The 26,418-nt window shown below is 70.5% G+C and carries 22 protein-coding genes and 1 tRNA gene; 10 read left to right on the plus strand and 13 right to left on the minus strand.

Translation table 11 applies throughout. The annotated features are described in order from the left end of the window. Nucleotides 1-103: 103 nt before the first annotated feature. On the plus strand, nt 104-871 hold the full coding sequence (locus tag OG246_RS13035; RefSeq protein ID WP_266460377.1) for a response regulator transcription factor: 768 nt from the start codon (nt 104-106) through the stop codon (nt 869-871). On the opposite strand, the gene tamR is transcribed toward OG246_RS13035, so the two are convergent. Then, nucleotides 830-1,327, minus strand: a complete 498-nt coding sequence (tamR, locus tag OG246_RS13040; protein WP_266460380.1) for a MarR family transcriptional regulator TamR — start codon at nt 1,325-1,327, stop codon at nt 830-832. The two genes, OG246_RS13035 and tamR, sit on opposite strands and share 42 nt — an antisense overlap. A gap of 116 nt (nt 1,328-1,443) precedes the next feature. Between tamR and OG246_RS13045 the strand changes: the two genes are divergently transcribed. The 3 genes from OG246_RS13045 to OG246_RS13055 all read left to right on the plus strand — a co-directional run bounded on the left by OG246_RS13045 (nt 1,444) and on the right by OG246_RS13055 (nt 4,667). Then, nucleotides 1,444-2,250 (plus strand): trans-aconitate 2-methyltransferase, encoded by an 807-nt coding sequence (locus OG246_RS13045; protein WP_266460383.1) that lies wholly within the window; start codon nt 1,444-1,446, stop codon nt 2,248-2,250. Nucleotides 2,251-2,371: 121 nt separating this feature from the next. Then, nucleotides 2,372-3,757, plus strand: coding sequence for an MFS transporter (locus OG246_RS13050; protein WP_266460385.1), 1,386 nt, complete (start codon nt 2,372-2,374; stop codon nt 3,755-3,757). Nucleotides 3,758-3,806: 49 nt separating this feature from the next. Next, complete coding sequence (locus OG246_RS13055; RefSeq protein ID WP_266460387.1) at nt 3,807-4,667, plus strand: PaaX family transcriptional regulator C-terminal domain-containing protein; 861 nt, start codon at nt 3,807-3,809, stop codon at nt 4,665-4,667. A gap of 28 nt (nt 4,668-4,695) precedes the next feature. On the opposite strand, the gene OG246_RS13060 is transcribed toward OG246_RS13055, so the two are convergent. Together OG246_RS13060 and OG246_RS13065 are read right to left on the minus strand one after the other, a co-directional pair. After that, complete coding sequence (locus OG246_RS13060) at nt 4,696-5,376, minus strand: TetR/AcrR family transcriptional regulator (protein WP_266460390.1); 681 nt, start codon at nt 5,374-5,376, stop codon at nt 4,696-4,698. Further along, on the minus strand, nt 5,373-6,389 hold the full coding sequence (locus OG246_RS13065) for a fatty acid desaturase (RefSeq protein ID WP_266460392.1): 1,017 nt from the start codon (nt 6,387-6,389) through the stop codon (nt 5,373-5,375). Before OG246_RS13065 ends, OG246_RS13060 begins: the two co-directional genes overlap by 4 nt. Before the next feature lie 412 nt (nt 6,390-6,801). On the opposite strand from OG246_RS13065, the gene ppc reads away from it, so the two are divergent. Next, entirely contained in the window at nt 6,802-9,534 is a 2,733-nt protein-coding gene (gene ppc / locus OG246_RS13070) for a phosphoenolpyruvate carboxylase (protein ID WP_266460395.1), read from the plus strand. A 64-nt stretch (nt 9,535-9,598) separates the two neighbouring features. Here ppc and OG246_RS13075 read toward each other — a convergent pair whose 3' ends face one another. From OG246_RS13075 to OG246_RS13100, 6 genes are all read right to left on the minus strand, one after another. Next, entirely contained in the window at nt 9,599-10,096 is a 498-nt protein-coding gene (locus OG246_RS13075; protein WP_266460398.1) for a hypothetical protein, read from the minus strand. Between the two features lie 103 nt (nt 10,097-10,199). Further along, nucleotides 10,200-10,802: an aminoacyl-tRNA hydrolase gene (gene pth, locus OG246_RS13080; RefSeq protein WP_266464159.1), complete on the minus strand. Its 603-nt coding sequence runs from the start codon at nt 10,800-10,802 to the stop codon at nt 10,200-10,202. A gap of 84 nt (nt 10,803-10,886) precedes the next feature. Next, nucleotides 10,887-11,468, minus strand: coding sequence for a 50S ribosomal protein L25/general stress protein Ctc (locus tag OG246_RS13085; protein WP_266460401.1), 582 nt, complete (start codon nt 11,466-11,468; stop codon nt 10,887-10,889). Between the two features lie 232 nt (nt 11,469-11,700). Beyond that, complete coding sequence (locus OG246_RS13090; RefSeq protein WP_266460403.1) at nt 11,701-12,675, minus strand: ribose-phosphate diphosphokinase; 975 nt, start codon at nt 12,673-12,675, stop codon at nt 11,701-11,703. Between the two features lie 121 nt (nt 12,676-12,796). Beyond that, entirely contained in the window at nt 12,797-14,245 is a 1,449-nt protein-coding gene (gene glmU, locus OG246_RS13095) for a bifunctional UDP-N-acetylglucosamine diphosphorylase/glucosamine-1-phosphate N-acetyltransferase GlmU (protein WP_266460406.1), read from the minus strand. Between the two features lie 120 nt (nt 14,246-14,365). Next, nucleotides 14,366-14,437, minus strand: a tRNA-Gln gene (locus OG246_RS13100). Between the two features lie 217 nt (nt 14,438-14,654). Here OG246_RS13100 and OG246_RS13105 point away from each other — a divergent pair. Next, nucleotides 14,655-15,965 (plus strand): sensor histidine kinase, encoded by a 1,311-nt coding sequence (locus OG246_RS13105; protein ID WP_266460408.1) that lies wholly within the window; start codon nt 14,655-14,657, stop codon nt 15,963-15,965. Nucleotides 15,966-16,646: 681 nt separating this feature from the next. Here OG246_RS13105 and OG246_RS13110 read toward each other — a convergent pair. Continuing rightward, the gene (locus tag OG246_RS13110) at nt 16,647-17,141 is read right to left on the minus strand and encodes an SUKH-3 domain-containing protein (protein ID WP_266460411.1); all 495 of its coding nucleotides are present in this window, start codon (nt 17,139-17,141) and stop codon (nt 16,647-16,649) included. A 94-nt stretch (nt 17,142-17,235) separates the two neighbouring features. Continuing rightward, nucleotides 17,236-17,739: a YwqJ-related putative deaminase gene (locus OG246_RS13115; protein ID WP_266460414.1), complete on the minus strand. Its 504-nt coding sequence runs from the start codon at nt 17,737-17,739 to the stop codon at nt 17,236-17,238. A gap of 228 nt (nt 17,740-17,967) precedes the next feature. On the opposite strand from OG246_RS13115, the gene OG246_RS13120 reads away from it, so the two are divergent. The 4 genes from OG246_RS13120 (at nt 17,968) to OG246_RS13135 (ending at nt 23,977) form a co-directional block, all read left to right on the plus strand. Continuing rightward, nucleotides 17,968-19,026, plus strand: coding sequence for an SMI1/KNR4 family protein (locus OG246_RS13120; protein ID WP_266460417.1), 1,059 nt, complete (start codon nt 17,968-17,970; stop codon nt 19,024-19,026). 7 nt (nt 19,027-19,033) lie between these two features. After that, nucleotides 19,034-21,871 carry an SUKH-4 family immunity protein gene (locus OG246_RS13125; RefSeq protein ID WP_266460420.1) on the plus strand — a complete coding sequence of 946 codons (2,838 nt, stop codon included), beginning with the start codon at nt 19,034-19,036 and terminating at the stop codon, nt 21,869-21,871. Nucleotides 21,872-21,946: 75 nt separating this feature from the next. After that, nucleotides 21,947-22,969 carry an LCP family protein gene (locus OG246_RS13130; protein ID WP_266460423.1) on the plus strand — a complete coding sequence of 341 codons (1,023 nt, stop codon included), beginning with the start codon at nt 21,947-21,949 and terminating at the stop codon, nt 22,967-22,969. Between the two features lie 120 nt (nt 22,970-23,089). After that, nucleotides 23,090-23,977: a cellulose-binding protein gene (locus tag OG246_RS13135; protein ID WP_266460430.1), complete on the plus strand. Its 888-nt coding sequence runs from the start codon at nt 23,090-23,092 to the stop codon at nt 23,975-23,977. Nucleotides 23,978-24,168: 191 nt separating this feature from the next. Here the strand turns inward: OG246_RS13135 and OG246_RS13140 are convergent, their stop codons facing one another. After that, complete coding sequence (locus OG246_RS13140) at nt 24,169-25,806, minus strand: cation acetate symporter (RefSeq protein WP_266460436.1); 1,638 nt, start codon at nt 25,804-25,806, stop codon at nt 24,169-24,171. Next, the gene (locus OG246_RS13145; protein WP_266460439.1) at nt 25,803-26,387 is read right to left on the minus strand and encodes a DUF485 domain-containing protein; all 585 of its coding nucleotides are present in this window, start codon (nt 26,385-26,387) and stop codon (nt 25,803-25,805) included. The genes OG246_RS13140 and OG246_RS13145 overlap by 4 nt, the downstream gene beginning before the upstream one ends. Nucleotides 26,388-26,418 lie beyond the last annotated feature (31 nt).

Genomic DNA, 26,418 nt, shown 5'->3' on the forward strand with positions numbered 1-26,418 from the left:
CCGTGCGGCTGCGGCACCCCGCCTTCCGGGGTCGCACATGCGGCTTCGGGATCATTTCGGGCGCCGTACCCGCACCGGTCGTCCCCCGACAGTGGGGGTTTCAGTGGTTCGCATCCGAGTACTGGTCGTCGACGACCACCGCATCTTCGCCGAGTCGCTCGCAGCCGCCCTCGCGGCCGAGCCCGACGTCGACGTGTCCGCCGCGGGCAGCGGTCCCGCCGCGCTGCGCTGCCTGGAGCGGGCGGCGGCGGAAGGCCGCAGATTCGACGTACTGCTCGTCGACGCGGACCTGGGCGGCAACGTGCCCGGTATGCGTCCGGCCGTGCCCGTCCAGGAGAGCAACGAGGACGGGCTCGTGGACGGGATCTCGCTCGTCGCGGGTGTCCGGTCAGGCCAGCCGTCCGTACGGACCGTCGTGCTCGCCGAGAAGGACGATCCGCGCCGGGCCGCGCTCGCCCTGCAGGCCGGAGCCTCGGGCTGGGTCGCCAAGGACTGTTCACTGTCGCGGCTGCTCACCGTCATACGAGGTGTGCTGCGCGACGAGACCCATCTTCCGCCCGCCCTGCTCACCGGGGTGCTGCGCGAACTCACCGCCGCCCGCAAGCACCGCACCGAGAGCGAGCGGCTCGTCGAGTCGCTCACGCCGAGGGAGCGGGAAGTACTGCGGTGCATGGTCGCCGGGCTGGGGCGGAAAGCCGTGGCCGAGAGGCTCTTCCTCTCCCCGCACACCGTCCGTACCCATATGCAGAACGTGCTCGGGAAGTTGGGCGTGCACTCCACCCTCGCCGCCGTCGCGCTCGCCCGCCGTGCGGGGGTCGGGCCCGTCGACCTAACCGGGGATGTTGTCGAACGGGGCGGTCAACTGGCGTAGCAGGCCCGCGAGTTCTCCGCGCTGAGCCCTGCTCAGTTCCGCCAGGATCGCGCGCTCCTGCTCCAGCAGGCCCGCCAGCGCCTGGTCGGCGCGGTCGCGGCCCTCGTCCGTCAGGCGTACCAGCACGCCCCGGCGGTCGCTCGGGTCGGGGAGCCGCTCCACCAGGTCCTTCTTCGTCAGCCGGTCGATGCGGTTGGTCATCGTGCCGGAGGTGACGAGGGTCTGTGTGAGCAGTTGGCCGGGGGAGAGCTGGTAGGGACTCCCGGCGCGCCTGAGTGCGGTCAGGACGTCGAACTCCCAGGGCTCCAGGCTGTGCTCGGAGAACGCCAGCCGACGCGCGCGGTCCAGATGCCGCGCCAGCCTGCTCACCCGGCTGAGCACCTCGAGTGGTTCCACGTCGAGGTCAGGGCGCTCCCGGCGCCATGCTGCGACCAGCCGATCGACCTCGTCCTCCATGACGATCAGTGTAGTGGTTGTGTCGACATGAAGTCTCTTGACGTCAAGATACTTTGGGTGTGAGGGTGAAGGCCTGCCCGAATGATCCCCAACGGTGACTTCCTGGAGGCCCGTCCATGCCCGCCACCACCCCCACCTGGGACCCGAGCCAGTACCTCCGCCACGCGGACCACCGCGCCCGCCCCTTCGCCGACCTCCTCGCCCGCGTCCCCGCACTGCCCCGCGACCCCGCCCGCATCGCCGACCTCGGCTGCGGACCCGGCAACGTCACGGCCCTGCTCGCCGAACGCTGGCCCGCCGCGCACATCACCGGCTACGACAACTCCCCGGAGATGCTGGCCAGGGCCGAGCCGCTGGCCGGTCCCACCTCCGGCGGCGGCCGCCTCGACTTCGCCCCCGGTGACGCCCGGACCTGGACGCCCTCGGACCCGTACGACCTGATCATCAGCAACGCGACCCTCCAGTGGGTCCCCGGGCACACCGACTCCTTCCCCGCCTGGGTGCGGGGCCTGGCGCCCGGCGGCACCTTCGCCTTCCAGGTCCCCGGCAACTTCGACGCCCCCAGCCACCGGCTGATGCGCGAACTCGCCCACTCCGCCCGCTGGAAGGACCGCCTGGCCGACGCCCTGCGCCACGACGACGCGGTGCACACCCCGGCCGCCTACCTCGGACACCTCACCGCCCTCGGTTGCGAGACCGACGTCTGGGAGACGACGTACCTCCATCTCCTGGACGGCGAGGACCCGGTCCTGGACTGGGTGAAGGGGACGGGGCTGCGGCCCGTCCTCACCGAACTGGGCGCGGACGCGGGCGCCTTCGTCGACGAGTACCGGGCCGCACTGCGCGAGGCCTATCCGGCCACGGAACACGGCACGATGTTCCCGTTCCGCCGCATCTTCGCGGTGGCGAGGCGCGCCGCCTGACGCTCGGGGCGCGCGGTGCCGCGACGAGCTGTCGATGCTGTCGATGTTGTGCACATTATTGACCGCCGTCATTCAGGCGCCTATCTTCGCGGTGTCCTTCCCCCGGTCAAGGGAGACCGCGATGCCTTCGTCCCCAACCGATTTCCCGCCCGCTTCACATCCCCCGCGAACCCCCGAATCCGTCCGGCAGCTGCGACGCGTCGCGCTGTCCGGACTCCTCGGTACCGCCGTGGAGTTCTACGACTTCCTCGTCTACGGAACGGTCGCCGCCCTCGTCTTCGGCGAGCTGTTCTTCCCCGGTGCCGACCCCGCCGTCGGCACCATCGCGGCCTTCGGCACCTTCGCCGCCGGCTATGTCGCCCGGCCGCTCGGCGGCATCCTGTTCGGTCACTTCGGGGACCGGCTCGGCCGCAAGTCCATGCTGTTGCTGACCATGGGACTGATGGGCGGCGCCAGTTTCCTGATCGGGGTGCTGCCCACGTACGACACCGTCGGCGTCTGGGCACCCGTGCTGCTGATCACGCTGCGCGTCGTGCAGGGCCTCGCCATCGGCGGGGAATGGGGCGGCGCCACCCTGATGGTCGTCGAGCACGCCGGAGAGCGGCGGCGCGGACTCTGGTCCAGCTTCACGCAGATGGGAGCCCCGCTCGGCTCGCTGCTGTCGTCGGCCGTGGTCACCCTCGTCGTCACACTCCCCAAGGACGAGTTCGCCGCCTGGGGCTGGCGGGTGCCGTTCCTGCTGAGCGTGGTCCTGCTCGCGGTCGGCTTCTTCGTACGGCTGAAGGTGGTCGAGAGCCCGCTGTTCACCGAGGTGAAGAAGGAGCGCACGGAGGCCCGGCTGCCGGTCGTCGAGGTGCTGCGGCGTCCGCGGGCACTGCTGCTCGCCTGCTGCGTCGGCATCGGCGCCTTCACCGCCCAGTCGCTGCTGACCAGCTACATGATCGCGTACGCCACCGGCATCGGCTACGCCCGCTCGCAGGTGCTGACGGCGCTCACCGTCTCCGCGTGCGTCGCACTCGTCGTACTGCCCTGCGCCTCCGCGCTGTCCGACCGGATCGGGCGCCGCCCGGTGGTCCTCACCGGTGCCGTCGCCTCCGCCGCGCTGGCCTTCCCCGTGCTCGCGCTGGTCGACTCGAAGTCCCCGGGGCTGCTGATCCTGGCCGTCGCCCTCGGCCACGGCGTCGCCCAGTCCATGATGTACGGCCCGCTCGGGGCGCTGCTCACCGAGATGTTCGGCACCCGGGTCCGCTACACCGGCGCCTCACTCGGCTACCAGCTGGCCACTCTGGTCGGTGCCGGGTTCTCGCCGCTGATCGCGGGCAGCCTGGTCGCCGCGGACGGCGGCGGCAGTACGCCGGTCGCACTGCTGCTGTGCGGCGGCGCCACCGTCACCGCCCTGACCGTCTGGTTCCTGCGCGAGACCCACCGGGATTCGCTGACCGAGGGCGGCACCCCCGCCACCGCGGCGGAGAGGGAGCAAGTCGCCTCGACGTTCAGTGACCGGTGACCTCGTACCGCCCGCCGGACCTCCGGCGGGCGGTCGTACGCTTACCTCCGTGGAGGACGACAACCCGGTCGAGCCGGTGGACGCGCCGGACGGCACGCAACTGCGCCCCCAGTCACTCGTACTCGCCTTCTTCGGCAACCACGTGCTCGACGAGGGCGACCTGTGCGTCTACTCGGGCAGCATCATCGACGTGCTCGCCCGGGCGGGGACGGGGGAGCAGGCCGTGCGCTCCACCCTGACCCGCATGGTCAACCGAGGACTGCTGCTGCGCCAGCGCGAGGGCCGCAAGATGTTCTTCGGGCTCACCCCGCAGGCGGCGCGGATCCTGCGGGACGGCGGCCGGCGGATCTGGCGGGACGGCGCGGTCAACGAGGACTGGGACGGCACCTGGACTTTGCTGGGTTTCTCCCTGCCCGAGTCCTGGCAGCGCCAGCGCCACGATCTGCGCTCCCAGCTCAGCTGGTCGGGGTTCGGCGCCCTCTACAGCGGACTGTGGGTCGCGCCGGGCCGGGTCGACGTCCACTCAATCGTCTCCGAGCTCGGCCTCGCCGCCCACGTCAAGGTCTTCCACGCCCAGGCGGACCAGGCCACCGACATCGGTCTGATGATCCGCGAGAGCTGGGACCTGGAGTCCATCGCCGCACGGTACGTCGCCTTCGACAAGCGCTGGACGGCCGACCAGGACGCCGGCTCCGGCTCCCGAGACCCGGTCACGGCCCGGCTTCGGCTGGTCGGCGAATGGCTGCGGATCATCCGTACGGATCCCAGGCTCCCGGTCCAGCACCTGCCGCCCGGCTGGCCGGCCCGGCAGGCCCAGGAGACCTTCCGGCGCGTCGCCGAGGAGACCGCCGAGTCCGCGGACCGGCTGGCGCGGGAGCTGCTGGAGACCACGCCGCTTCGGGACGCGTAGGAACCTCCCTCTTGCCGAGGCGGGCTCGTCAGGCCTTGCGGTGGCCTATCAGCCGGGGTTTCGCCTCCAGGCCGTCCAGGCCGTGCCAGGCGAGATTCACCAGATGGGCCGCCACTTCCGACTTCTTGGGGCGGCGGACGTCCAGCCACCACTGGCCGGTCAGGGCCACCATGCCGACCAGGGCCTGGGCGTACAGGGGGGCGAGCTTGGGGTCGAAGCCGCGGCTCTTGAACTCGCGGCCCAGGATGTCTTCGACCTGCGTCGCGATGTCCGAGATCAGGGAGGCGAAGGAGCCCGTGGACTGGGGGATCGGGGAGTCGCGGACCAGGATGCGGAAGCCGTCCGTGTACTCCTCGATGTAGTCGAGGAGCGCGAACGCCGCCTGTTCGCACAGTTCACGGGGGTGGCCCGCCGTCAGGGAGCTGGTCACCATGTCGAGGAGGCGGCGCATCTCGCGGTCCACCACCACCGCGTACAGGCCCTCCTTGCCACCGAAGTGCTCGTAGACCACCGGTTTGGAGACGCCGGCCTTCGCCGCGATCTCCTCCACCGAGGTGCCCTCGAAACCCTTGGCCGCGAAGAGGGTGCGGCCGATCTCCAGCAGCTGCTGACGGCGCTCGGCGCCGGTCATGCGGGTGCGGCGAGCGCGCCGCGGTTTTTCATTGCTGCTCGGGGTGCTGCTGGAGTCGGTCGCCACGCCGTCAATCATGCCGCTTCGGCTGCTTCCGTCTTGCGGCGGGAGTCGGACCCGTCCGTATTCCGGCGGGAATCGATACGCGAGCGTGACGGCCAGCGCACGTCGTACGCCCAGCCGAGCTGCTCGCACCAGCGGATGATCCGGGCCGAGGAGTCCAGCTGGCCGCGCTCCACACCGTGCCGCGCCGAGGTCGGGTCGGCGTGGTGCAGGTTGTGCCAGGACTCGCCGCAGGAGAGCACGGCCAGCCACCACACGTTGCCCGAACGGTCACGCGACTTGAAGGGGCGCTTGCCCACCGCGTGGCAGATCGAGTTGATCGACCAGGTCACGTGGTGCAGCAACGCCACTCGGACGAGTGAGCCCCAGAAGAAACCGGTGAACGCGCCCCACCAGGACATCGTCGCCAGACCGCCGATGAGCGGCGGAAGGGCCAGCGAGAGGATCGTGTAGTAGAGGAAGTGGCGCGAGATCGCACGGATCGCCGGGTCCCTGATCAGATCCGGTGCGTACTTCTCCTGCGGGGTCCGCTCCTCGTCGAACATCCAGGCGATGTGCGCCCACCACAGGCCCTTCATCAGCGCCGGAAGCGTCTCCCCGAAGCGCCACGGCGAGTGGGGGTCGCCCTCGGCGTCGGAGAACTTGTGGTGCTTGCGGTGGTCGGCGACCCAGCGGACCACCGGCCCCTCGACCGCCATCGAACCGGCGACCGCCAGCGCGATCCGCAACGGGCGTTTCGCCTTGAAGGCGCCGTGGGTGAAGTAGCGGTGGAAGCCGATCGTGACGCCGTGGCAACCCAGGTAGTAGAAGAAGACCAGCAGGCCGAGGTCGAGCCAGCTCACTCCCCCCCAGTTCCAGGCCAGCGGCACCGCGGCCACCAGTGCGAGGAACGGGACGACGATGAAGAGGAGAAGCGCGAGCTGCTCGAGCGACCCCTTCTTCTCGCCGCCCAGCGTGGCGGGAGGAAGCGGGCCGTCGTCGTTGTTCGCCTGCGGGGCGTCGTCGATCACATCGGAGCTCGTGGTCATGGGCGTCCCCTGTGGGGTTTCGAGGGTGGAGACAGATGTCCGGGGTGAGAGTTGAGCCAGATGTCCGGGGTGCGGATCCCGGGGCCTTCAGGGTCCTCAGGTCCTCCCGGTACCGGGAAACGGAACCCAGGGTCCTCCCTCTATCTGACGGGATTCCCTACGCTTCCGTAACCTACGGCGTCGTAAGTATGGCAGCGCGTAGCCCGGCGGCAAGAGCCCGTGAGCCTGCGCGTCCGTGTGGACACCTATCCTTGGAGTCGGTCGGACAGCGCGGTCCGTTCTGTTTAATTCCCGGATGCCACGTTCCTAAGCGGCACCCGCCGCGCGGTCGCCACCCGGGTTCCCTCCCAGACGAGCTTCAGACGAGCTTCCACTCTTCAGATGAGCTTCAACACTGCAAGGAGCCGCACCTGTGAGCAGTGCCGACGACCAGACCACGACGACCAGCAGTGAGCTGCGCGCCGATATCCGCCGGTTGGGTGACCTGCTGGGCGAGACCCTGGTCCGCCAGGAGGGTCCCGAGCTCCTCGAACTGGTCGAGAAGGTCCGCCGACTCACCCGCGAGGACGGCGAGGCCGCCGCCGAACTGCTGCGCGGCACCGAACTGGAGACCGCGGCCAAGCTGGTCCGCGCCTTCTCGACGTACTTCCACCTCGCCAACGTCACCGAGCAGGTGCACCGCGGCCGCGAACTGCGCGCCAAGCGCGCCGCCGAGGGCAGCCTCCTCGCCCGTACGGCGGACCGGCTCAAGGACGCCGACCCCGACCACCTGCGCGAGACGGTCAAGAACCTGAACGTGCGCCCGGTCTTCACGGCGCACCCGACGGAGGCCGCACGCCGCTCGGTCCTCAACAAGCTGCGCCGCATCGCCGCGCTCCTGGAGACCCCGGTCATCGAGGCCGACCGCCGCCGCTACGACACCCGCCTGGCCGAGAACATCGACCTGGTGTGGCAGACGGACGAGCTGCGCGTCGTACGCCCCGAGCCCGCCGACGAGGCCCGCAACGCCATCTACTACCTCGACGAGCTGCACGCCGGCGCCGTCGGGGACGTACTGGAGGACCTCACCGCCGAGCTGGAGCGCGTCGGGGTGACCCTCCCGGACGAGACCCGGCCGCTCACCTTCGGCACCTGGATCGGCGGCGACCGGGACGGCAACCCGAACGTCACCCCGGACGTCACCTGGGACGTCCTGATCCTCCAGCACGAGCACGGCATCAACGACGCCCTGGAGCTGATCGACGAACTCCGCGGCTTCCTGTCGAACTCGATCAGGTACACGGGCGCCACCGAGGAGCTCCTCACCTCCCTCCAGACCGACCTGGAGCGGCTCCCCGAGATCAGCCCCCGCTACAAGCGGCTGAACGCCGAGGAGCCCTACCGGCTCAAGGCCACCTGCATCCGCCAGAAGCTGGAGAACACCAAGAAGCGGCTGGCCCTGGGGACCCCCCACGAGGCCGGACGCGACTACCTCGGCACCGCCGAGCTCCTCCACGACCTGACCCAGATCCAGTCCTCGCTGCGCGAGCACCGCGGCGCGCTGTTCGCCGACGGCCGGATGAACCGCACGATCCGTACGCTCGCCGCCTTCGGTCTCCAGCTCGCCACCATGGACGTACGCGAACACGCGGACGCCCACCACCACGCGCTCGGCCAGCTCTTCGACCGCCTCGGCGAGGAGTCCTGGCGCTACACCGACATGCCCCGCGACTACCGCACCAAGCTCCTCGCCAAGGAGCTCAGGTCCCGGCGCCCGCTGGCCCCGACCCCGGCTCCGCTGGACGCCGCGGGCCAGAAGACCCTGGGCGTGTTCGAGACGATCAAGCGGGCCCTGAAGATCTTCGGGCCCGAGGTCATCGAGTCGTACATCATCTCGATGTGCCAGGGCGCGGACGACGTCTTCGCGGCGGCCGTGCTCGCGCGTGAGGCCGGGCTCCTCGACCTGCACGGCAACTGGGCGAAGATCGGCATCGTGCCGCTCCTGGAGACGACGGACGAGCTCAAGGCCGCCGACACCATCCTGGAGGACATGCTCTCCGACCCCTCCTACCGGCGCCTCGTCGCGCTGCGCGGAGACGTCCAGGAGGTCATGCTCGGCTACTCCGACTCCTCCAAGTTCGGCGGCATCACGACCTCGCAGTGGGAGATCCACCGGGCGCAGCGGCGCCTGCGCGACGTCGCCCACCGCTACGGCGTACGCCTTCGTCTCTTCCACGGCCGCGGTGGCACCGTCGGCCGTGGCGGCGGCCCCTCGCACGACGCGATCCTCGCGCAGCCCTGGGGCACCCTGGAGGGCGAGATCAAGGTGACCGAGCAGGGCGAGGTCATCTCCGACAAGTACCTGGTGCCCTCGCTGGCCCGCGAGAACCTGGAGCTGACCGTCGCGGCCACCCTCCAGGCGTCCGCCCTGCACACCTCCCCGCGCCAGTCGGACGAGGCGCTGGCCCGCTGGGACGCGGCGATGGACGTCGTCTCCGACGCGGCGCACCAGGAGTACCGCCGGCTCGTCGAGGACCCCGACCTGCCGACCTACTTCCTCGCCTCCACGCCGGTCGACCAGCTCGCCGACCTGCACCTGGGCTCACGGCCCTCCCGCCGCCCCGGCTCGGGCGTCTCGCTCGACGGACTGCGCGCCATTCCCTGGGTCTTCGGCTGGACCCAGTCCCGGCAGATCGTCCCCGGCTGGTACGGCGTCGGCTCCGGCCTCAAGGCCCTGCGCGAGGCCGGCCTCGACACCGTGCTCGACGAGATGCACGACCAGTGGCACTTCTTCCGCAACTTCCTCTCCAACGTCGAGATGACGCTGGCCAAGACCGACCTGCGGATCGCCGGCCACTACGTCGACACCCTCGTACCGGACGAGCTCAAGCACGTCTTCGACGCCATCCGCGCCGAGCACGAGCTCACCGTCCGCGAGGTGCTGCGCATCACCGGCGGAGAGAAGCTGCTCGACACCCACCCCGTCCTCCAGCAGACCTTCTCCATCCGCGACGCCTACCTGGACCCGATCTCCTACCTCCAGGTGGCCCTGCTGAAGCGCCAGCGCGACGAGGCGGCGGCCGGCTCCGCCCCCGACCCGCTGCTGTCCAGGGCCCTGCTCCTGACGGTCAACGGTGTGGCGGCGGGACTGCGCAACACCGGCTGACCGCCGGTTCCACGACGGCGCCCCCGTGTTCGTGAAAACACGGGGGCGCCGTCGTTCATCCAGGTCACAAGGCCAGGAACGTCACCGTCAGTTGCACGAACCCCGCCCCCGCCAGCACCCACGCAAGTCGCGTGAGCCGCAGTCCGCCCGCGACCACCACCGAGGCGAGCAGCAGGGCGCCGCCGAGGGGGATCCAGGCGTAGAGGAGTCCGGCGGGGCCCGAGCGGACTACGTCGTTGCTGCCCGGCTTCACGGTGACCGAGTAGATCTGACCCTTCTTCACCGCGACCGACTCCTCGATCGTGACGCGGGCCCGCGCCTCCGATCCCGTCGACGCGGGCGTGTACGGACCCGTGCAGGTCTCGCCCGAGCACGCCGTGACCGTCATCGTCCCCTGCTCCCGGCCCTTGCCCAGCATCACGTGCTGAGCCGTGCCCCAGGAGCCCCAGATGCCCGCGATCAGGATCAGCGCCGCGACCGTACCCATCGTCGCGAGTTGTCCGAACCGCAGGGCCGCGTACGCGTTCTGGCGGGAGCTTTGATCTGAGGTGACGGCGGGCATGGCGGGGATCATTGGCCATGGCCGTGCGCTCGGTCAACTCCGGTGCGGGACAAGTCCCGAGTTGTACGTACCTTTCGGCGCGGCACGCCGGGCAGTCGCCCTCTCAGGAGTTGTACGAGCTCTGCGCCCGCTCCAGACCGTCGATGACCAGACACTCCACCGCGTCCGACGCGCGGTCCACGAGGTAGTCGAGCTCCTTGCGCTCCGCCGACGAGAAGTCCTTCAGGACGAAATCGGCGACCTGCATACGCCCCGGAGGGCGCCCGATCCCGAACCGCACCCGGTGGTAGTCCGGGCCCATCACCTTCGTCATGGACTTGAGCCCGTTGTGGCCGTTGTCGCCGCCGCCGAGCTTGAGACGCAGGACGCCGTAGTCGATGTCCAGCTCGTCATGGATCGCGACGACGTGCCCGAGCGGCACCTTGTAGAAGTCGCGCAGCGCGTTCACCGGGCCGCCGGACAGGTTCATGTACGACATCGGCTTGGCCAGGATCACCCGCCGGTTCGCCGGTCCGGGCGGGCCGATGCGCCCCTCGATCACCTGCGCCTGCGCCTTCCCGGCCCGCTTGAACTTCCCGCCGATCCGCTCCGCCAGCAGATCGGCCACCATGAAGCCCACGTTGTGCCGGTTCATGGCGTACTCGGGCCCTGGGTTGCCGAGCCCCACGATCAGCCAGGGGGCGGCTGCGTCGGTCGTCGTCGTCACGTCCGTGTCTCCCATGTGTCCTTGATACGCGTCAGCCGCCGCTCCCGGAGGAGCGGCGGCCGACGAACGATGACCAGGTGAGGATCAGGCCTCGGTGGTCTCGGCCTCGTCCGCGGAGGCCTCCTCCGCCTGGGCGGCCAGGACCTGGAGGACGACCGCGTCCTCGTCGATCACCAGCGTGGTGCCCTCGGGAAGCGGGATGTCCTTGGCGAGGATGGCCGCGCCGGCCTCGAGGCCCGCGATGGAGACGGTGACCGACTCGGGGATGTGGGTGGCCTCGGCCTCGACCGTCAGCGTGCTCAGCACGTGCTCGAGAAGGTACGCGCCCGGGGCCAGCTCGCCCTCGGTGTGGACGTAGACCTCGACGGTGACCTTCTCGCCGCTCTTCACGGTGAGCAGGTCGACGTGCACGAGGGAGCCCTTGATCGCGTCGCGCTGGACGGCCTTCGGGATCGCCAGCTCGGTCTTGCCCTCGATGTCCAGGGTGAGCAGGACGTTCGCGGTACGCAGGGCGAGCTGGAGCTCGTGGCCCGGCAGCGTGACGTGGACGGGGTCGGCACCGTGACCGTAGACAACGGCCGGAACCTTGTTCTCGCGACGGATACGGCGGGAGGCGCCCTTGCCGAACTCGGTGCGGGTCTCGGCGGCGAGCTTGACGTCAGCCATGTTCACTCCTCGTAGATCAATTGGGGATGGGGGTCCCCCCGCTCGAGCGAAGTCGAGAGTGGGGGAGGTCACCCGGCCGAACATCGGCCTGCTACGAAGAGCGCGTCGATAACGGACCGCCGTACGCTTTTGAAAGCGGTACGGCCTCCCTCGCCGAGCAACTGTGACAGCTTACTGGGCGGGAAGGCCGTATCAGAAATCGATCTACGGGAGCGACCGGTGCAGCGGGGGCCTACTGCTCCTCGAAGAGGCTCGTCACCGAACCGTCCTCGAAGACCTCGCGGACCGCGTTCGCGATCGTCGGCGCGATGGACAGCACCGTGATCTTGTCGAGCTCCAGCTCGCCCGGGGTCGGCAGGGTGTCCGTGAAGATGAACTCGCTGACCTTGGAGTTCTTCAGACGGTCGGCCGCCGGGCCGGAGAGCACACCGTGCGTGGCCGTGACGATGACGTCCTCGGCGCCGTGCGCGAACAGGGCGTCGGCGGCGGCACAGATCGTGCCACCGGTGTCGATCATGTCGTCGACCAGGACGCAGACGCGGCCCTTCACGTCACCGACGACCTCGTGGACGGTGACCTGGTTGGCGACGTCCTTGTCGCGGCGCTTGTGCACGATCGCGAGGGGAGCGTCGAGACGGTCGCACCAGCGGTCGGCGACCCGCACGCGGCCGGCGTCGGGGGAGACGACGGTCAGCTTGGAACGGTCGACCTTCGCGCCCACGTAGTCCGCGAGGATCGGCAGCGCGAAGAGATGATCGACCGGGCCGTCGAAGAAGCCCTGGATCTGGTCGGTGTGCAGGTCGACCGTGAGGATGCGGTGGGCACCGGCCGTCTTCATCAGGTCGGCGATCAGGCGCGCCGAGATGGGTTCACGTCCACGGTGCTTCTTGTCCTGCCGGGCGTAACCGTAGAAGGGCACGATCACGGTGATGCTCCGGGCGGAGGCCCGCTTCAGAGCGTCGATCATGATCAACTGCTCCATGATCCACTGGTTGATCGGGGCCGTGTGGCTCTGGATCACGAAGCAGTCCGCGCCACGCGCCGACTCCTCGTAACGGACGTAGATCTCGCCGTTGGCGAAGTCGAAGGCCTTCGTCGGGACTACCCCGACACCCAGCTTGTGGGCGACCTCCTCGGCAAGCTCGGGGTGGGCGCGGCCGGAGAAGAACATCATCTTCTTCTCGCCGGTCGTCTTGATCCCGGTCACAGCACTGTCTCCTCAGAGGTGTCTCAGCTGGGTGTTGAGAGGTGGTCTCAGCTGGCGTGTGGGTGCACGGTGCGGAAGTGCATTTATCACGGTACGCCGTGTCGGACGTGCCGGTTTCCGGTCAGGCTTCGCCCTCCGGCTCCCGGGAAGCCACCTCGGCCGCCTTCGCGGCCGCACTCCCCGGACGCTTGCGGGCCACCCAACCCTCGATATTCCGCTGCTGGCCACGGGCCACGGCCAGCGAACCGGGCGGCACGTCCTTGGTGATGACCGAGCCCGCCGCGGTGTAGGCGCCGTCCCCGATGGTGACAGGCGCCACAAACATGTTGTCCGAACCGGTACGGCAGTGCGAGCCGATCGTCGTGTGGTGCTTGTCCTTGCCGTCGTAGTTCACGAAGACGCTGGCCGCACCGATGTTGGAGTACTCGCCGATCGTCGCGTCACCCACGTACGACAGGTGCGGGATCTTCGTGCCCTCGCCGATCGTCGCGTTCTTCGTCTCGACGTACGTGCCGACCTTGGCCTTGAGACCGATGCAGGTGCCGGGGCGCAGATACGCGAACGGGCCGACGTTCGCCTGCGGGCCGACCTCGGCGTTGTTCGCGACCGTGTTGTCGACCCGGGCTCCCGCGCCCACCCTGGTGTCGGTCAGACGGGAGTTGGGGCCGACCTCGGCGCCCTCGGCGAGATGCGTGGCGCCCTGGAGCTGGGTGCCCGGGTGCACGATCGCGTCCCGCTCGAAGGTGACGGTGACGTCGACCCAGGTGGAGGCCGGGTCGATGATGCTCACCCCGGCGAGCATGGCCTGCGTGAGCAGCCGGTCGTTGAGGATGCGGCGGGCCTCGGCGAGCTGGACGCGGTTGTTGATGCCGGCGATCTCGCGGTGGTCGCCGGCGATGGAGGCGCCGACGCGGTGCCCGGCCTCGCGCAGGATGCCCAGGACGTCCGTCAGGTACTCCTCGCCCTGGCTGTTGTCCGTACGCACCTTGCCGAGGGCGTCCGCCAGGAGCTGCCCGTCGAAGGCGAAGACACCCGAGTTGATCTCACGGATGGCGCGCTGGGACCCGTCGGCGTCCTTGTGCTCGACGATCGCGGTGACCGCGCCGCTGGCACCGTCGCGGACGATGCGGCCGTAGCCGGTCGCGTCCGGGACCTCGGCGGTCAGCACGGTGACCGCGTTGCCGTCCGTGGTGTGCGTCGCGGCGAGGTTCTTCAGTGTCTCCCCGGTGAGCAGCGGGGTGTCACCGCACACGACGACCACCGTGCCGTCGACGCCGCCGCCCAGCTCCTCCAGGCCCATCCGCACCGCGTGCCCGGTGCCGTTCTGCTCCGCCTGCACGGCGGTGCGTACACCCGGGTCGATCTCACCGAGGTGCGCGACGACCTTCTCGCGGGCGTGACCGACCACGACGACCAGGTTCTCGGGCTCCAACTCGCGCGCTGCCGCGAGCACATGACCCACCAGGGAACGGCCACACAGTTCGTGCAGAACCTTAGGTGTGGCCGACTTCATACGGGTGCCCTCACCCGCTGCGAGTACGACGACGGCTGCCGGGCGATTGGCGCTCACGGGGTATGTCCTTCGGCTACGGATGGCTGGGGTGTGGACATCCGCAGGATACCGGGGTGTTTCAGGGGGGATATGAGAGTGGGCCCTGACTGAGCTGTCAGGACCCGAATCGTGCTATTGCTCCCCCGCCAGGACTCGAACCCGGACATATGGCACCAAAAGCCACAGTGCTGCCGATTACACCACGGGGGATCAAGGTCGACCGAACCGGATATTTGGTCAGGTCGCCGAGTTGGCACCCAACACTATGCCGTACCAGGCGCCTTCCGTGCGACGGTACAACTCGGGGCCCCTCACCTGCGCTGCGTGATACCAGGCGGTTTCGCTTCTGTTCGATTTCTGGGTGTGGTGTAGGCCAGTAGCCGAAACTCACCGGAAAAGGGGCGGGGGGCGACCGTAGGCTGGAGGCATGACCACGACGGGGGAAGAGCACACCGCGGCCGGTACCGGGCCGTGGTGGTGGGTCAGGTGGCGCAGTGCCGTGCTTGATGCGGGGCTCGCCGGGGTGTCGGCCGCCGAGTGCGGCATCGAGGGGGTTGGGTTCGCACACGACGCGGGGCTGCCGGTTCCGGTCGGGGTGGGGTTCGGGGTACTCGCCGGGCTGACGCTGTTGCTGCGGCGGAAGTGGCCGATCGCCGTCGTCCTGGTGTCGATCGCCATCACGCCCGCCCAGATGGGCTTCGTGATGGGGCTCGTCGGGCTGTACACGCTGGCCGCGTCCGAGCTGCCGCGGCGGATCATCGGGGCGCTGGCGGCGATGTCCTTCGCCGGGACGCTCATCGTGACGTTCGTGCGGGCGCACCAGGGTGTGGTGCGTGGGGATGTGACGATGGGGGACTGGTTCGTCCCCTTCATCTCGCTCACCACCGCCCTGGGGATGACCGCCCCGCCCGTACTGCTCGGGCTGTACGTCGGCGCGCGGCGGCGGCTGATGGAGAGCCTGCGGGAGCGGGCGGACTCGCTGGAACGTGAGCTGCAGTTGCTTGCCGAGCGGGCGGAGGAGCGGGCGCAGTGGGCGCGTAACGAGGAGCGGACGCGGATCGCTCGTGAGATGCACGACGTGGTCGCGCACCGGGTGAGTCTGATGGTCGTGCACGCCGCCGCGCTTCAGGCCGTCGCGCGGAAGGATCCCGAGAAGGCCGTGCGGAACGCGGCGCTTGTGGGGGACATGGGGCGTCAGGCGCTGACCGAGCTGCGCGAGATGCTGGGGGTGCTGCGTACGGGGGAGGGGCTGGACTCGCGGGTCCAGCCGATGCCGCTTGCCGCGGTGGCCGTGGCGGCTGCCGCTGCGGCGTCGCGGGTTGCCGAGGATTCCGTGGACGGGCCGTCGCTTGCGGAGCTCGATGAGCTCATCGGGCAGTCGGCGGCTGCGGGGATGGTGGTCGATCTGTCGGTCGAGGGTGACTCGCCGGGGTATCTCGCCGAGGTCGAGCAGACCGCGTACCGGGTTGTCCAGGAGGCGCTTACCAACGTTCACAAGCATGCGGCGGGGGCGAAGACGCATGTGCGGTTGGCGCACCGGGTCGCTGAGATCGCGATGCAGGTGGAGAACGAGTGTCCGCCGGAGCCGGGGGCGGCTTCTTCTGTGCATCTGCCCAGTGGGGGGAACGGGTTGCTGGGGATGAAGGAGCGGGTCAGTGCGTTGGGGGGAGTTTTTGTTTCGGGGCCTACGGATGCGGGTGGGTTTCGGGTTTCGGCGGTGATTCCGGCGGGTCGGTGACGGCGGTGGGTGGGTCGGGGCCGGGGGCCGGTACATCCGCCCGTCGCCGACGGATCAGACCTTGGCCGAGCAGGGAAGCGTCCGGTGACGCGAACGTACGCGACGGGCATTTGATGTACCGGCCCCCGGCCCCTCCCGTGCGTATGTGGCTGCGGGCGCGTTCTCGGCCCGGGGGGGGGCGACCCTCCCGCAGCACCGTCCCGATCCCGCGCGCACGTTCGGCCCACCCGTGGGGGGCCGCATCCTTCAGCGCGCCCGCAGATCTTTCAGCCCCTTCGCCGTTTGAGGAGGGCGGCACCATCCCGATCCCCCACCCACCCGTGGGGTGCCGTGCCCTTCAGCGTGCCCGTAGATCTTTCAGCCTCTGCGCCGTTTGAGGAGGGCGGCACCATCCCGATCCCCCACCCACCCGTGGGGTGCCGTGCCCTTCAGCGTGCCCGTAGATCTTTCAGCCTCTCCGCCGTTTGTGGAGGGCGCCACCGTCCCCAACCCCCACCCACCCGTGGGGGCTGTGCTCTTCAGTCCCGGGCCGGGGGAGATCTTTCAGCCTGTCCGGCGTTTGAGGACGAGCGCGTTCAGCGCGATACGGGGGTCTGGGGGCGGAGTCCCCAGGAGCAAGGGATGGGTAGGGGCGGAGGGGGCGAAGAAGCGCCTTTGTCGGGCCCCGGTGCCGGGGGTGGGCTAGCCGGCGGTCAGGCGGGCTGGGGTGGTGCCTGACAGGAGTGTGGTGAGGGCGGTGTCGATGTCGGGGCCGAGGAACCAGTCGCCGGTGTGATCCAGGGCGTACACGCGGCCTTCCGCGTCGATGGCCAGGAGGGCTCGGCTGTCGGACTCCTCGCCGAGGGGGCAGACCTCGGTGTCGAGGGCGCGGCCGAGGTCGCCGAGGGTGCGGGCCAGGTGGAGGCCGTGCAGGGGGTCGAAGTGGAGTGCGGCGGGGGCGATCTGGCGGCCGGGTCCTGGTGAGGTGACGTGGAGGCCGCCGAACTCCGCCCATGCCTCCACCGCCGCGGGGAACACGGCGTGCTGGTGACCGGCAGGCGACTCGTGCCCGCGCAGGGCGTCGGCCCAGTACTCGGCCTGCTTTATGTCCCAGCGCCCGGGCTGCCACCCGGCAGAGCGCAGCGCGGCGTCCACGGGGACGGAGAAGCGTGTGGTGGAGGTGCGGTCGGCGTGCATCTGCCCTTCGTTCGTCGAGTGTCAGGGAGGCGGGGGCGGCCGTCGGGGAGCGGGCGCCTTCGCTGTCGTACGTGAGCGGTGGAGTGGTTGTGGTTCAGGCGTCCGGCGCTGTCGGGTCGACTACGCGTACGCCGAAGTGGTCGCTGAGTGCCGTGCAGGAGCGGCAGGGCGCGGCGAAGCTGCCGTGCAGCGGGTCGCCGTCCTCGCGGATGCGGCGGGCGGTGAGCTTGGCCTGCTTGAGCGCTTTGCGGGCCTCGCCGTTCGTCATCGGCTTGCGTCCGGCGCGCTTGCTGCGGGTGGCGTCGGCGGAGGCGATGTGGCGGGAGATCAGGATCGCCTCGGCGCAGCGGCCGGTGAAGCGGTCGCGTTGTGCGCTGGTGAGGGTGTCGAGGAAGTCCTGCACCAGCGGGTGGAGGGTGGGCGGCTGGTCGCCGCGAGCCGCTGTGCCGGTGAGGGTCTCGCCGCGTACCGAGAGGGCGGCGGCCACGGTGGGGAGTATGCCGTCGCGGCGGTGCAAGAGGGTAGGGGCGTGCGGTGTCTCGGCGCTGCTCCAGCCGACCCGTGGGTCCCCGGACGTGCCCATATGCGTCGCGCTCATGATCGTTTTCCCTCCCGTGCATCCCCCGGTGCGGAGACAGACTGCCAAATGGCGTGGTCGGTGGGGAAGCTGGGGCTACGCGACACGCCCGGTCTTCGTCGCACCGTCACGGCGGGGTGACGGCAGGTCACGGAACCAGAGGCCCGGTGACCGGTGTCGTACAACCGCATAGGCTGTCGACATCCGCGATCCATACCGCTATTGACGACGCCGCAGGGGGCAACCGCCATGACGACAGGTCGGCTCGGGCAGCAAGCCGCGCCGCCGAACGCGGCATACGCCGGGCAGGTCGTACATTTCCCGGACCCGGTCCGGGCGGCCCGCCACCCCAGAGGGGTGCGGATCGACGAGTACGGCTATCCCGATTTCTCGGCGTACGCGCGTGCCGCCGCGGAGATTGCCGAGCCCCCGGAGGGCTTCGGCGTGGACGAGTTGAGGCTCACGGACTATGTCTCCGCGAACGCCGCGCTCGCCGCCTCAGGACACGACCTGTGGGACACCATCCCCGCGGTGGCGACCCCGCACGGCTGGACCTGGCACCACGTGCCGGGCACCCGGCGGCTCGAACTCGTCCCCGTGGACGTGAAGGCGCTGCTGCGGCACCACGGTGGGCTCGCGACCGCGCTGGTGGATCAGGACAAGCGGGGTACGCGACCGTTGCAGGAGACGCGGCCCGTGCATTTCGGGCTGCAGAAGTCGTTGGTCGCGGTGACCGAGCAGCAGGTGCAGGGAGTTGAGGAGGACCTCGGCTACCGGTTGCCCGGTGCGTATCGGTCCTTCCTGAAGGCGGCCGGGGGCTGCGCGCCGGTGGGCGCCGCGCTGGACGCCGAGTTGGGGCTGCTCGTCGACCAGCCCCTCTTCACCGTGCGCGACGAGGCTGCCCTCAACGACCTCGTCTACATCAACAAGTGCCTGCGCGACCATCTGACCAAGGACTACCTGTGCGTCGGCTTCGTGCAGGGCGGTCTGCTCGCCGTGAAGGTCAAGGGCGACGCGATCGGTTCGGTCTGGTTCTGCGCGTACGACGATGTCCGCGATCAGGATGCCTGGCCGCCGGCGGAGCGGGTGGCGCGATTGCTGCTGCCCTGCGGTGCGGACTTCGACCAGTTCCTGTCCCGGCTCGCGGGCAATCCGCCTGAGCTGGAGACGGTGGCGAACCTGATGGTGGACGGCGGCTTCGCGCGCGCTGTTCCCGTCTCCGCGGCGGCTTCGGCGTCCGCGGCCGGTTCGGGGTCTGCGGCCGGTTCGGGGTCTGCGGTGGCTTCTGCGTCTTCGGTGGGGGAGTGAGCTTTCGATGGTGACCTTCGCGCAGGCGCAGGAGCGTGCGGAAGAGTGGATCAACGGGGATGTGGTCTCGTATCAGCACCGTGAGGTGCGGGTACGGGAGTTCGAACTCGGGTTCGTGGTGTGGGCCGAGGACCGGGCCGACGGTCCGCGTTCCGACGGGGGCGCGCAGCGGCTGGTCATCGCCCGCGACAGCGGGGAGGCCACGTTGTGGCCCTCGCTGCCGGTGGGTGAGGTCATCCGCCGGTACGAGGAGCAGTACGGGGTGCCGGACGCTGCTCCGGAAACGGCGCCGGCTCCTCCCGCTCGCGTCGACCTGAACCAGACGTCCTTCTTGTTGAGTCCCCCTGAGTGGTTGCAGGAGGCCGCGGACAAGTTGGGGATTCCGGATCGGCGGGGTGGGAGTGGGAGTGGGGGTGGGGCCTCGGACGGGGCGGGGGCTCGTGCCGCTGCGGGTTCGGGCGCGGCTGCCGGGGGTGGAGTGCCGAACGGGTCCTCTGGGGCTGGGGTGCACTCCGTGCCCTCTCCGGCCGATGCGCCACCGGTTGATGCGCCGCCTGCGCACTTCGTGCCGGGTGCGCCTTCGGCTCCCGGTGGGGGGACGGCGTGGCCCGCGGCCGGCGGCGCTCAGGACGCGGGGGCGCCGGGCATGCCCGCCGACGCGACCCCCTGGGCTGGGACCGACACCAACGCGGACTCCGGCGACGACCGTTCCGTACCTCTGCCGGCGACCGTGTTCGCGCCGCCGCTGACCGACGTCAACGACGCCGGTACCCCGCCCGGCCCGGCGCCGGATGCCAAGACCGCCCTGATGTCCGGGGGCAGCCAACTTCCGCCCACGGCTCAGGCTCCGGCGGTCGGCGACCCCAACTCCCCGCGGCCGTCCGCCTTCTCGCAGGGGCCGAACGCGCCGCAGGGTCCGGGTACGCCGCCCAGTGCGCCGCCCAGCGCTCCGCCCTCGTACGGCTATCCGCAGGGTCCCGGCGGTCCGCAGGGCACGCCCCCTCCGGGCGCACCTTCGTACGGCTATCCGCAGGCGCCGGGCGGAGTACCGGGGACGCCGCCTCCCGGCGTTCCGCAGAGCGCGCCTCCTCCGGGTGCGCCTTCGTACGGGTTCCCGCAGGGGCCGGGTGGTGTGCCCGGGACTCCGCCGCCCGGCGTGCCGCCGGTTCCGGGCGCTCCTGGTGCGACGCCGCCCGCCGCGCCCTCGCGCCCCAGCGCCGGTGACATCGCCGACGCCGCGACCAGCAAGGCGCAGCCTCCGAGGGGCGCGCGGAGTGGGGCGAGCGCCCCGCCTCCGCCGAGTGCGCCGGGAGTGCCGGGCGCGCGGCCCGGGAGTGCGCCTCCGCAGTCGGGGCCCGGTGCTCCGGGTACGCCCGCGGGTGGGTACGTGCCGACGCAGCTTGTCTCGCAGCTCGGGCCGGACGGGCCGGGCGGGCCTGAGGGGTCTGCAGGGACGCGTGCGCCTGGCGCGCCCGCGGCACCTGGCGCTCCGGGGCAGCCCGGCGTGCCCGGGGCGCCCGGTGGTCCGAACACTCCGGGCGGTGTTCATCACGCCGCGACGATGTTGTCGGGGCCGGCTGTCGGGGGTCCCGGCGCGCCGCAGCCGCCGGGTGCGCCGGGCGCCCCTGGTGTGCCCGGGGCGCCGAACCCCGCTGGTGGTACGCCCCCCGGCGCTGTTCACCACGCCGCGACCATGCTCTCGGGCCCGCCCGTCGGGGGCCCTGGCGCACCGCCGCTTCCGCACGCCCCTGGAATGCCTCCGGGTGCGCCCCAGCCTCTGCCCGGACAGCCGTTGGGCGGTCAGCCCATGCCGGGTCAGCCCGGGGCCCCTGGTCAGCAGCCCCCGGCGTACGGCTATCCGCAGGCGGGGCAGCCGACCGTCGGGCCCGGGTATCAGGCCGTGCTGCGTTATCGGGCGCAGGATGGTTCCGAGCAGCAGTTGATCCGGCGTTCGGCGCCGGGGACGCCGCATCCGGAGTGGCAGATGCTGCATGAGCTGCGGGCGATGAATGTGCCGCCGCAGCAGGTGCTGGAGTTGCACACGGAGTTGGAGTCCTGTGAGCTGCCGGGCGCGTACTGCGCGCGGATGATCAGGGAGACCTGGCCGCAGGCGAGGATCACGAGCATCGCGCCGTACGGCACGGATCACGCGAGCAGGCAGCAGGGAATGGGGCAACTGCTCGCGCACCAGGGGGAGTTGCACCAGGTGGCGGACGGGCCGGCGCGGCCCGCGCCGGTGCGGGCGCCGATTCCGCCGGTGCAGCCCGCGCCGCCGATTCCGCCGGAGGCGATCGGGCAGGAGCTGGCGGCGGCGTTCGGGCCGGGGGTGTTCCGGTTCGACCAGGTGGCCGTGTCGCGGCAGGGTGTGCCGAACATCGTGGCGCACACGCTGGTGGTGGCCGGGCTGCCGGTCGACATGGGGCCGTTCTTCTGGGCGCAGGCCCAGCCGGGCCGGCCGGTGCCCACGCTGGCGGAGCTGGCGGCGGAGCGCGGGGTGCAGCCGGCCTCGGACGCGGGCTCGTACCTCGTGATGGGCAGTGACTTCGGCAAGGCGATCTGTGTCCAGTACGGCACGGCGAACATCGTGGCCGTGCCGGTGGAGGCAGGTCCGGGCGGTGCCCCGGTGGCGCCGCAGTTCGTGAACACGGGGCTGCCCGAGTTCGCGCGCTGCCTGGCCCTCCTCGGCCGGATGTGGCGGCTGCGCTTCGGGCTGAACCAGGAGCAGGCGGGCCGCTGGACCGTCGACTTCCAGGCCCAGCTCGCCTCCCTCGACCCGGCGGCCCTCGGGTCGCCGGAGAGCTGGTGGTCGGTCCTGCTCGAACAGATGTGGGACGGCCTGCTGTAGGGCGGCCGGAGCCGGCGTACGTACGAACGAGGCGCTCGACCTGCGGGAAAGGTCGGGCGCCTCGATCATGCGGTCATGGGTATGCGGCCCGGACAGCGGGAGCGCGGGCAGGATCGCCTGCGGGAGAGTCGGCACGGGCGCCGGTGGCCCAAGCGGCTGGCACTGGCGCTGCTGACACTGGTGCTGGTCGTCGTCGCGTACGTCATCGGCCTGTACTTCTGGGGGGATTCACGTCTGCGGCACACGGACGCGTTCGACACGTACGCCGATCAGCCGAGCGCGGACCCGGGAGCGGACTGGCTGCTGATCGGGTCCGACAGCCGTTCCGAGCTGACCTCCGAGCAGCGAAAGAAGCTGCACGTCGGCAACAACGAGGTGTTCAACACCGACACGATCATGGTCCTGCACTACGGGGACAGCGGCCCGTATCTGGTGTCGATCCCGAGGGACTCGTACGTCGCCATCCCGGGGCACGGGAAGAACAAGATCAACGCGGCGTACGCGCTCGGCGGTCCCAAACTCCTCACCCGCACCGTCGAACAGGCCACCGGGCTGAAACTCGACCACTACGCCGAGGTGAACTTCCTCGGCTTCGTCGACGTGGTCGACTCGCTCGGCGGCGTCACCATCTGCGTGGCGAAGGGCGGGCTGCACGACGAGAAGTCGGGGGCCGATTTCGACGCCGGGTGCCGGCGGATGGACGGTACGCAGGCACTGGCGTACGTCCGCGCCCGGTACTCCGATCCGCTGGGAGACCTCGGGAGGGTGAAGCGGCAGCGGCAGTTGGTGAGCGCGGTCGCGGACAAGGCGATGAGCGCGGCTGTGGTGGTGCCGCCGTGGCGGCTGATTCCGTGGCTCGGGGCCTCGTTCGACGCGCTCACCGTGGATGACGGGACCGGGGTGCGGGATCTGGCGCAGATGGGGTGGCGGATGAAGGAGCTCGCGGGCGGGGACGGGGCCACGACGACCGTTCCGGTGGGGGAGGAGACCACCGTCGACGGGGTCGGCGATGTTGTCGAGTGGGACTCCGTGAAGGCCGAACAGCTTTTCTCCGCACTTCGCGACGACACGACGATTCCGGCTTCTGACCTCAAATGACTCATCTTTGACCGGACAGATGGGCGGAGTGTCGCGTTATGAACACTTCCGTGTGATCCATCAAGATGTGCGCGAAATCGTTCGTCATTTCGTGTGTGTCCGGCGGAGAGGGGTTCAAGGATGAGCAGCGCATCGGAGCCGCCGTACGGCTTCATGGCCGTACGGGGGCGTGGTTACCGTCCCGAGCAGGTCGACGCGTACGCCGCGGCGCTCTCCCGGTATCGCGACGCCGCCTGGGAGCGGGCCGCCCGGCTGACCGTGCTGGCCAGGGAGATGGAGGCGGAGGCGGAGCGGCTGCGGGAGGTCGTGGCGACGCTCGCCCCGCAGACCTACGAGACGCTCGGTGAAGGCGCCCGGCAGATCTTCGCGCTCGGTGAGGAGGAGGCCGCGTCCGTACGGGACACCGCACGCCTGGAGGTCCAGCGGGTCGTCGACGAGGCCGAGGCGGCGGGGCAGCGCGTGCGCGAGGCCGCGGCGGCGTACGCCGACGAAGTGCGCGGTGAGGCCGAGGAACGCGCCCGGCAGCGGCTTCTCGCCGCCCGTGCCGAGGCCGACGACATGCGGATCTCGGCCCGGCGGGACGTCAAGGAGAACCGTGGCGAGGCCCTGGCCGCGCTGCGGGAGGTGCGGCAGCGCACGGAGGGGCTGCTCGCCGAGCAGGAGAAGGAGCACGCGGAGCGCTGGGAGGAGGCCGGGCGGGCTGCCGCCGAGCGGGAGGCCGCGCTCGATGCGCACCATGTGGAGCGGGTTGCGCGGGCCGAGGCCGCGTTGTCCGAGGCCAAGCGGGCTTTTGCCGAGGCCGAGGAGTCGGCTCGGCATGGGCAGGAGGACGCGGGGGCGCGGGCCGCGGAGGTGCTTGCGGAGGCTCAGGTGCGGGAGGATCGGATTGCTCGGGAGACCGAGCGGGTGCTGCGGGAGCATGGGGAGCGGTGGGATGACGTACGGGCCCATATGGACCACGTACGGACGAGTCTGACGACGCTGACGGGGCGGGCTCCGGCGGAGTAGGCGGGGTTGCTGTTGGGGGGATCTTCGCCGCTCCGCGGCGGGTTTGCCCACCCGCCCACCCGGCTCGCCCTGTTGGAAGGGCCGGCTCTGCCCGCTCCGCGGGCTCCTCTTCGCCGCTCCGCGGCGTGTTTCCCGCCCACCCGCCCGTCTCGGTCCGTTGGCAGGCGCAGCTCGCCAATCCTTCCCCGGCATCATTCCCTCCTCCTCACCGCCCCCGCCAAAATCCACCCCTCCACCGCCTCGTACTGCTTCCTCTGTTCCTCCGCCTTCCTCCGGCCCGAAACCACCGTCCCCAGCCAGCCGTACGCGAACCCCAGCGGGATCGACACCAGCCCGGTCGTCGTGAACGGGAACCAGTTGAAATCGGCGTCGGGGAAGGCGGCGGTGGGGGAGCCGGAGACGAGGTTGGTGCCGGGCATGAGGAGGAGGACTGTGAGGGTGCCGCCGATGAGGGTGGCGAGGAGGCCGGTTCGGGTGTAGCGGCGCCAGAAGAGGGTGTGGATCAGGGCGGGGGCGAGGGCGGAGGCGCCGAGGCAGAAGGAGAGGGTGATCAGGGGCTGGAGGCTGCGGTGTTGGACGAGGGTGGCCAGGAGGATGGCGACCGCGCCGACCGCCAGGGCGGATACGCGGGCCAGGAGCATCTCGCGGCGCGGGGAGAGTTCGTCGGTGCGGCGGCGGCTCCCGCGGAAGAGCCGGGCGTGCGCGAACAGGTCGTGGGCCAGGGAGTTGGCGCAGGCCAGGATCATTCCGGCGACCGAGGCGAGCAGGGTCAGGAAGATCGCCGTGGTGACGGTGGTGAAGACGAGGGTCTCGGCCGTCGAGACGTCCGGGCCGAACGCGGCCTGCGATCCCAGCAGATACGCCGTGTTGCCCTGCGGATCGGCGCCGGCGATCGCCGCGCGGCCGATCAGGGCCGTGGCGCCGAAGCCGATGACCGTGATGACCAGTACGAACAGCGCCACGCACGGCACCGCCCAGGACAGTGAGCGGCGCACCTGACGGGCGCTCCTCGCGGTGTACATGCGCATGGTGACGTGCGGCAGGCACGCGCCGCCGAGTACCACGGTGAGTTCTGAACTGATCATGTCCAGGCGGGGGTTGGCACCGCCCGAGAACTGCAGTCCGGACTCCAGGAAGGCCGGTCCCGCGCCGCTGCCCTGCGCCGCCGCGTCCAGCAGTGCGCCCGGGTTCCAGTCGAAGCGGTTCAGGATGAGTACGGCGACGACGGCGCCCGAGCCGAGCAGCATCACTATCTTCATGATCTGGATCAGCGCGGTGCCCTTCATGCCGCCGACGGCCGCGTAGCTGATCATCAGCGCGCCAAGGCCGATGACGCAGCCCGTTTTGAGGGACTCGTTGGAGAATCCGAGGATGAAGGCCAACAGGTCGCCGGAACCCGCTAGTTGGACCAGCATCAGCGGCAGCAGCGCGATGATCGTCGTGGCGCAGGCGGCGATGCGCACGGCGCGGCCCGGCATTCGCCGTGCGAGTGCGTCCCCCATCGTGAACCGGCCCGCGTTCCGCAGGGGTTCGGCCAGCAGGAACATCAGCAGCACGAGGGAGAGGCAGACGCTCAGCGTCAGTACGACCCCGTCGTACCCGGCGAGCGCGATGACCCCGCACCCGCTCAGCACTGTCGCCGCGGAGATGTAATCCCCGGCGATGGCAAGGCCGTTGCGCATCGGCGACAGCGACCGGGAGCCGGTGTAGAACTCGTCGAGGTCGTCGCGGTCGGGGCCCGTCAGTACGCACAGCAGCATCGTGATCGTCACCACCGTCGTGAACGCCACCAGCGACATCGCCTGCGCCGAACTGCTGAACCCGCTCATCGTGCCGCCTCCCGCTTGGCGTCCAGCTCGGTCTGCTTGCGGATCCGGTCCGCTATCGGGTCGACACTCCGGCGCGCCGTGTACTCGTACAGCCCGATCGCCAGGCAGGCCACGGGGACTTGGAGCAGACCGAGCAGCAGCCCGGTCGACAGCCCGCCGGACACCCTGCTCGTCATCAGGCCGGGCGCGAACGCCGACAGGACCAGAAAGAGGACGAAGTATCCGAGCGCCGTGAGCGTCGCCACGCGCCGCTGTCTGCGGTACGCGGTCCGGAGCAGGCGCATGTCGCTGTGCCGGCCCAGCGCGCGGTGACGCGGCGTGCGCCTTCTCACGGGCTCCGGCGGCGGCGGTGGCTGCCAGGGGTAAGTGAGGCGGGAGGGCGAGGAGTTGCGGGGCGGCTCGGGCGGGAAATCGTGTGGATACGGGTACTGGTCCGGATACGGATCCTGGTCCCGATACGGATCCGGATAGGGGTCCGGATATGGATCCTGGTCCGGATACCGGTCCTGGTCGGGGTGCTGATGCTGGTCCGGGTACTGGTGCGGTGGTTGGTGCTCCGGGGACGAGAACGAGTCGGGCATCCCGTTTCTCCTTGCGTGGTGCGGGTTCCGG

It is taken from the genome of Streptomyces sp. NBC_00620 (genome assembly GCF_026341825.1).
In the GTDB taxonomy this organism is placed as follows: domain Bacteria; phylum Actinomycetota; class Actinomycetes; order Streptomycetales; family Streptomycetaceae; genus Streptomyces.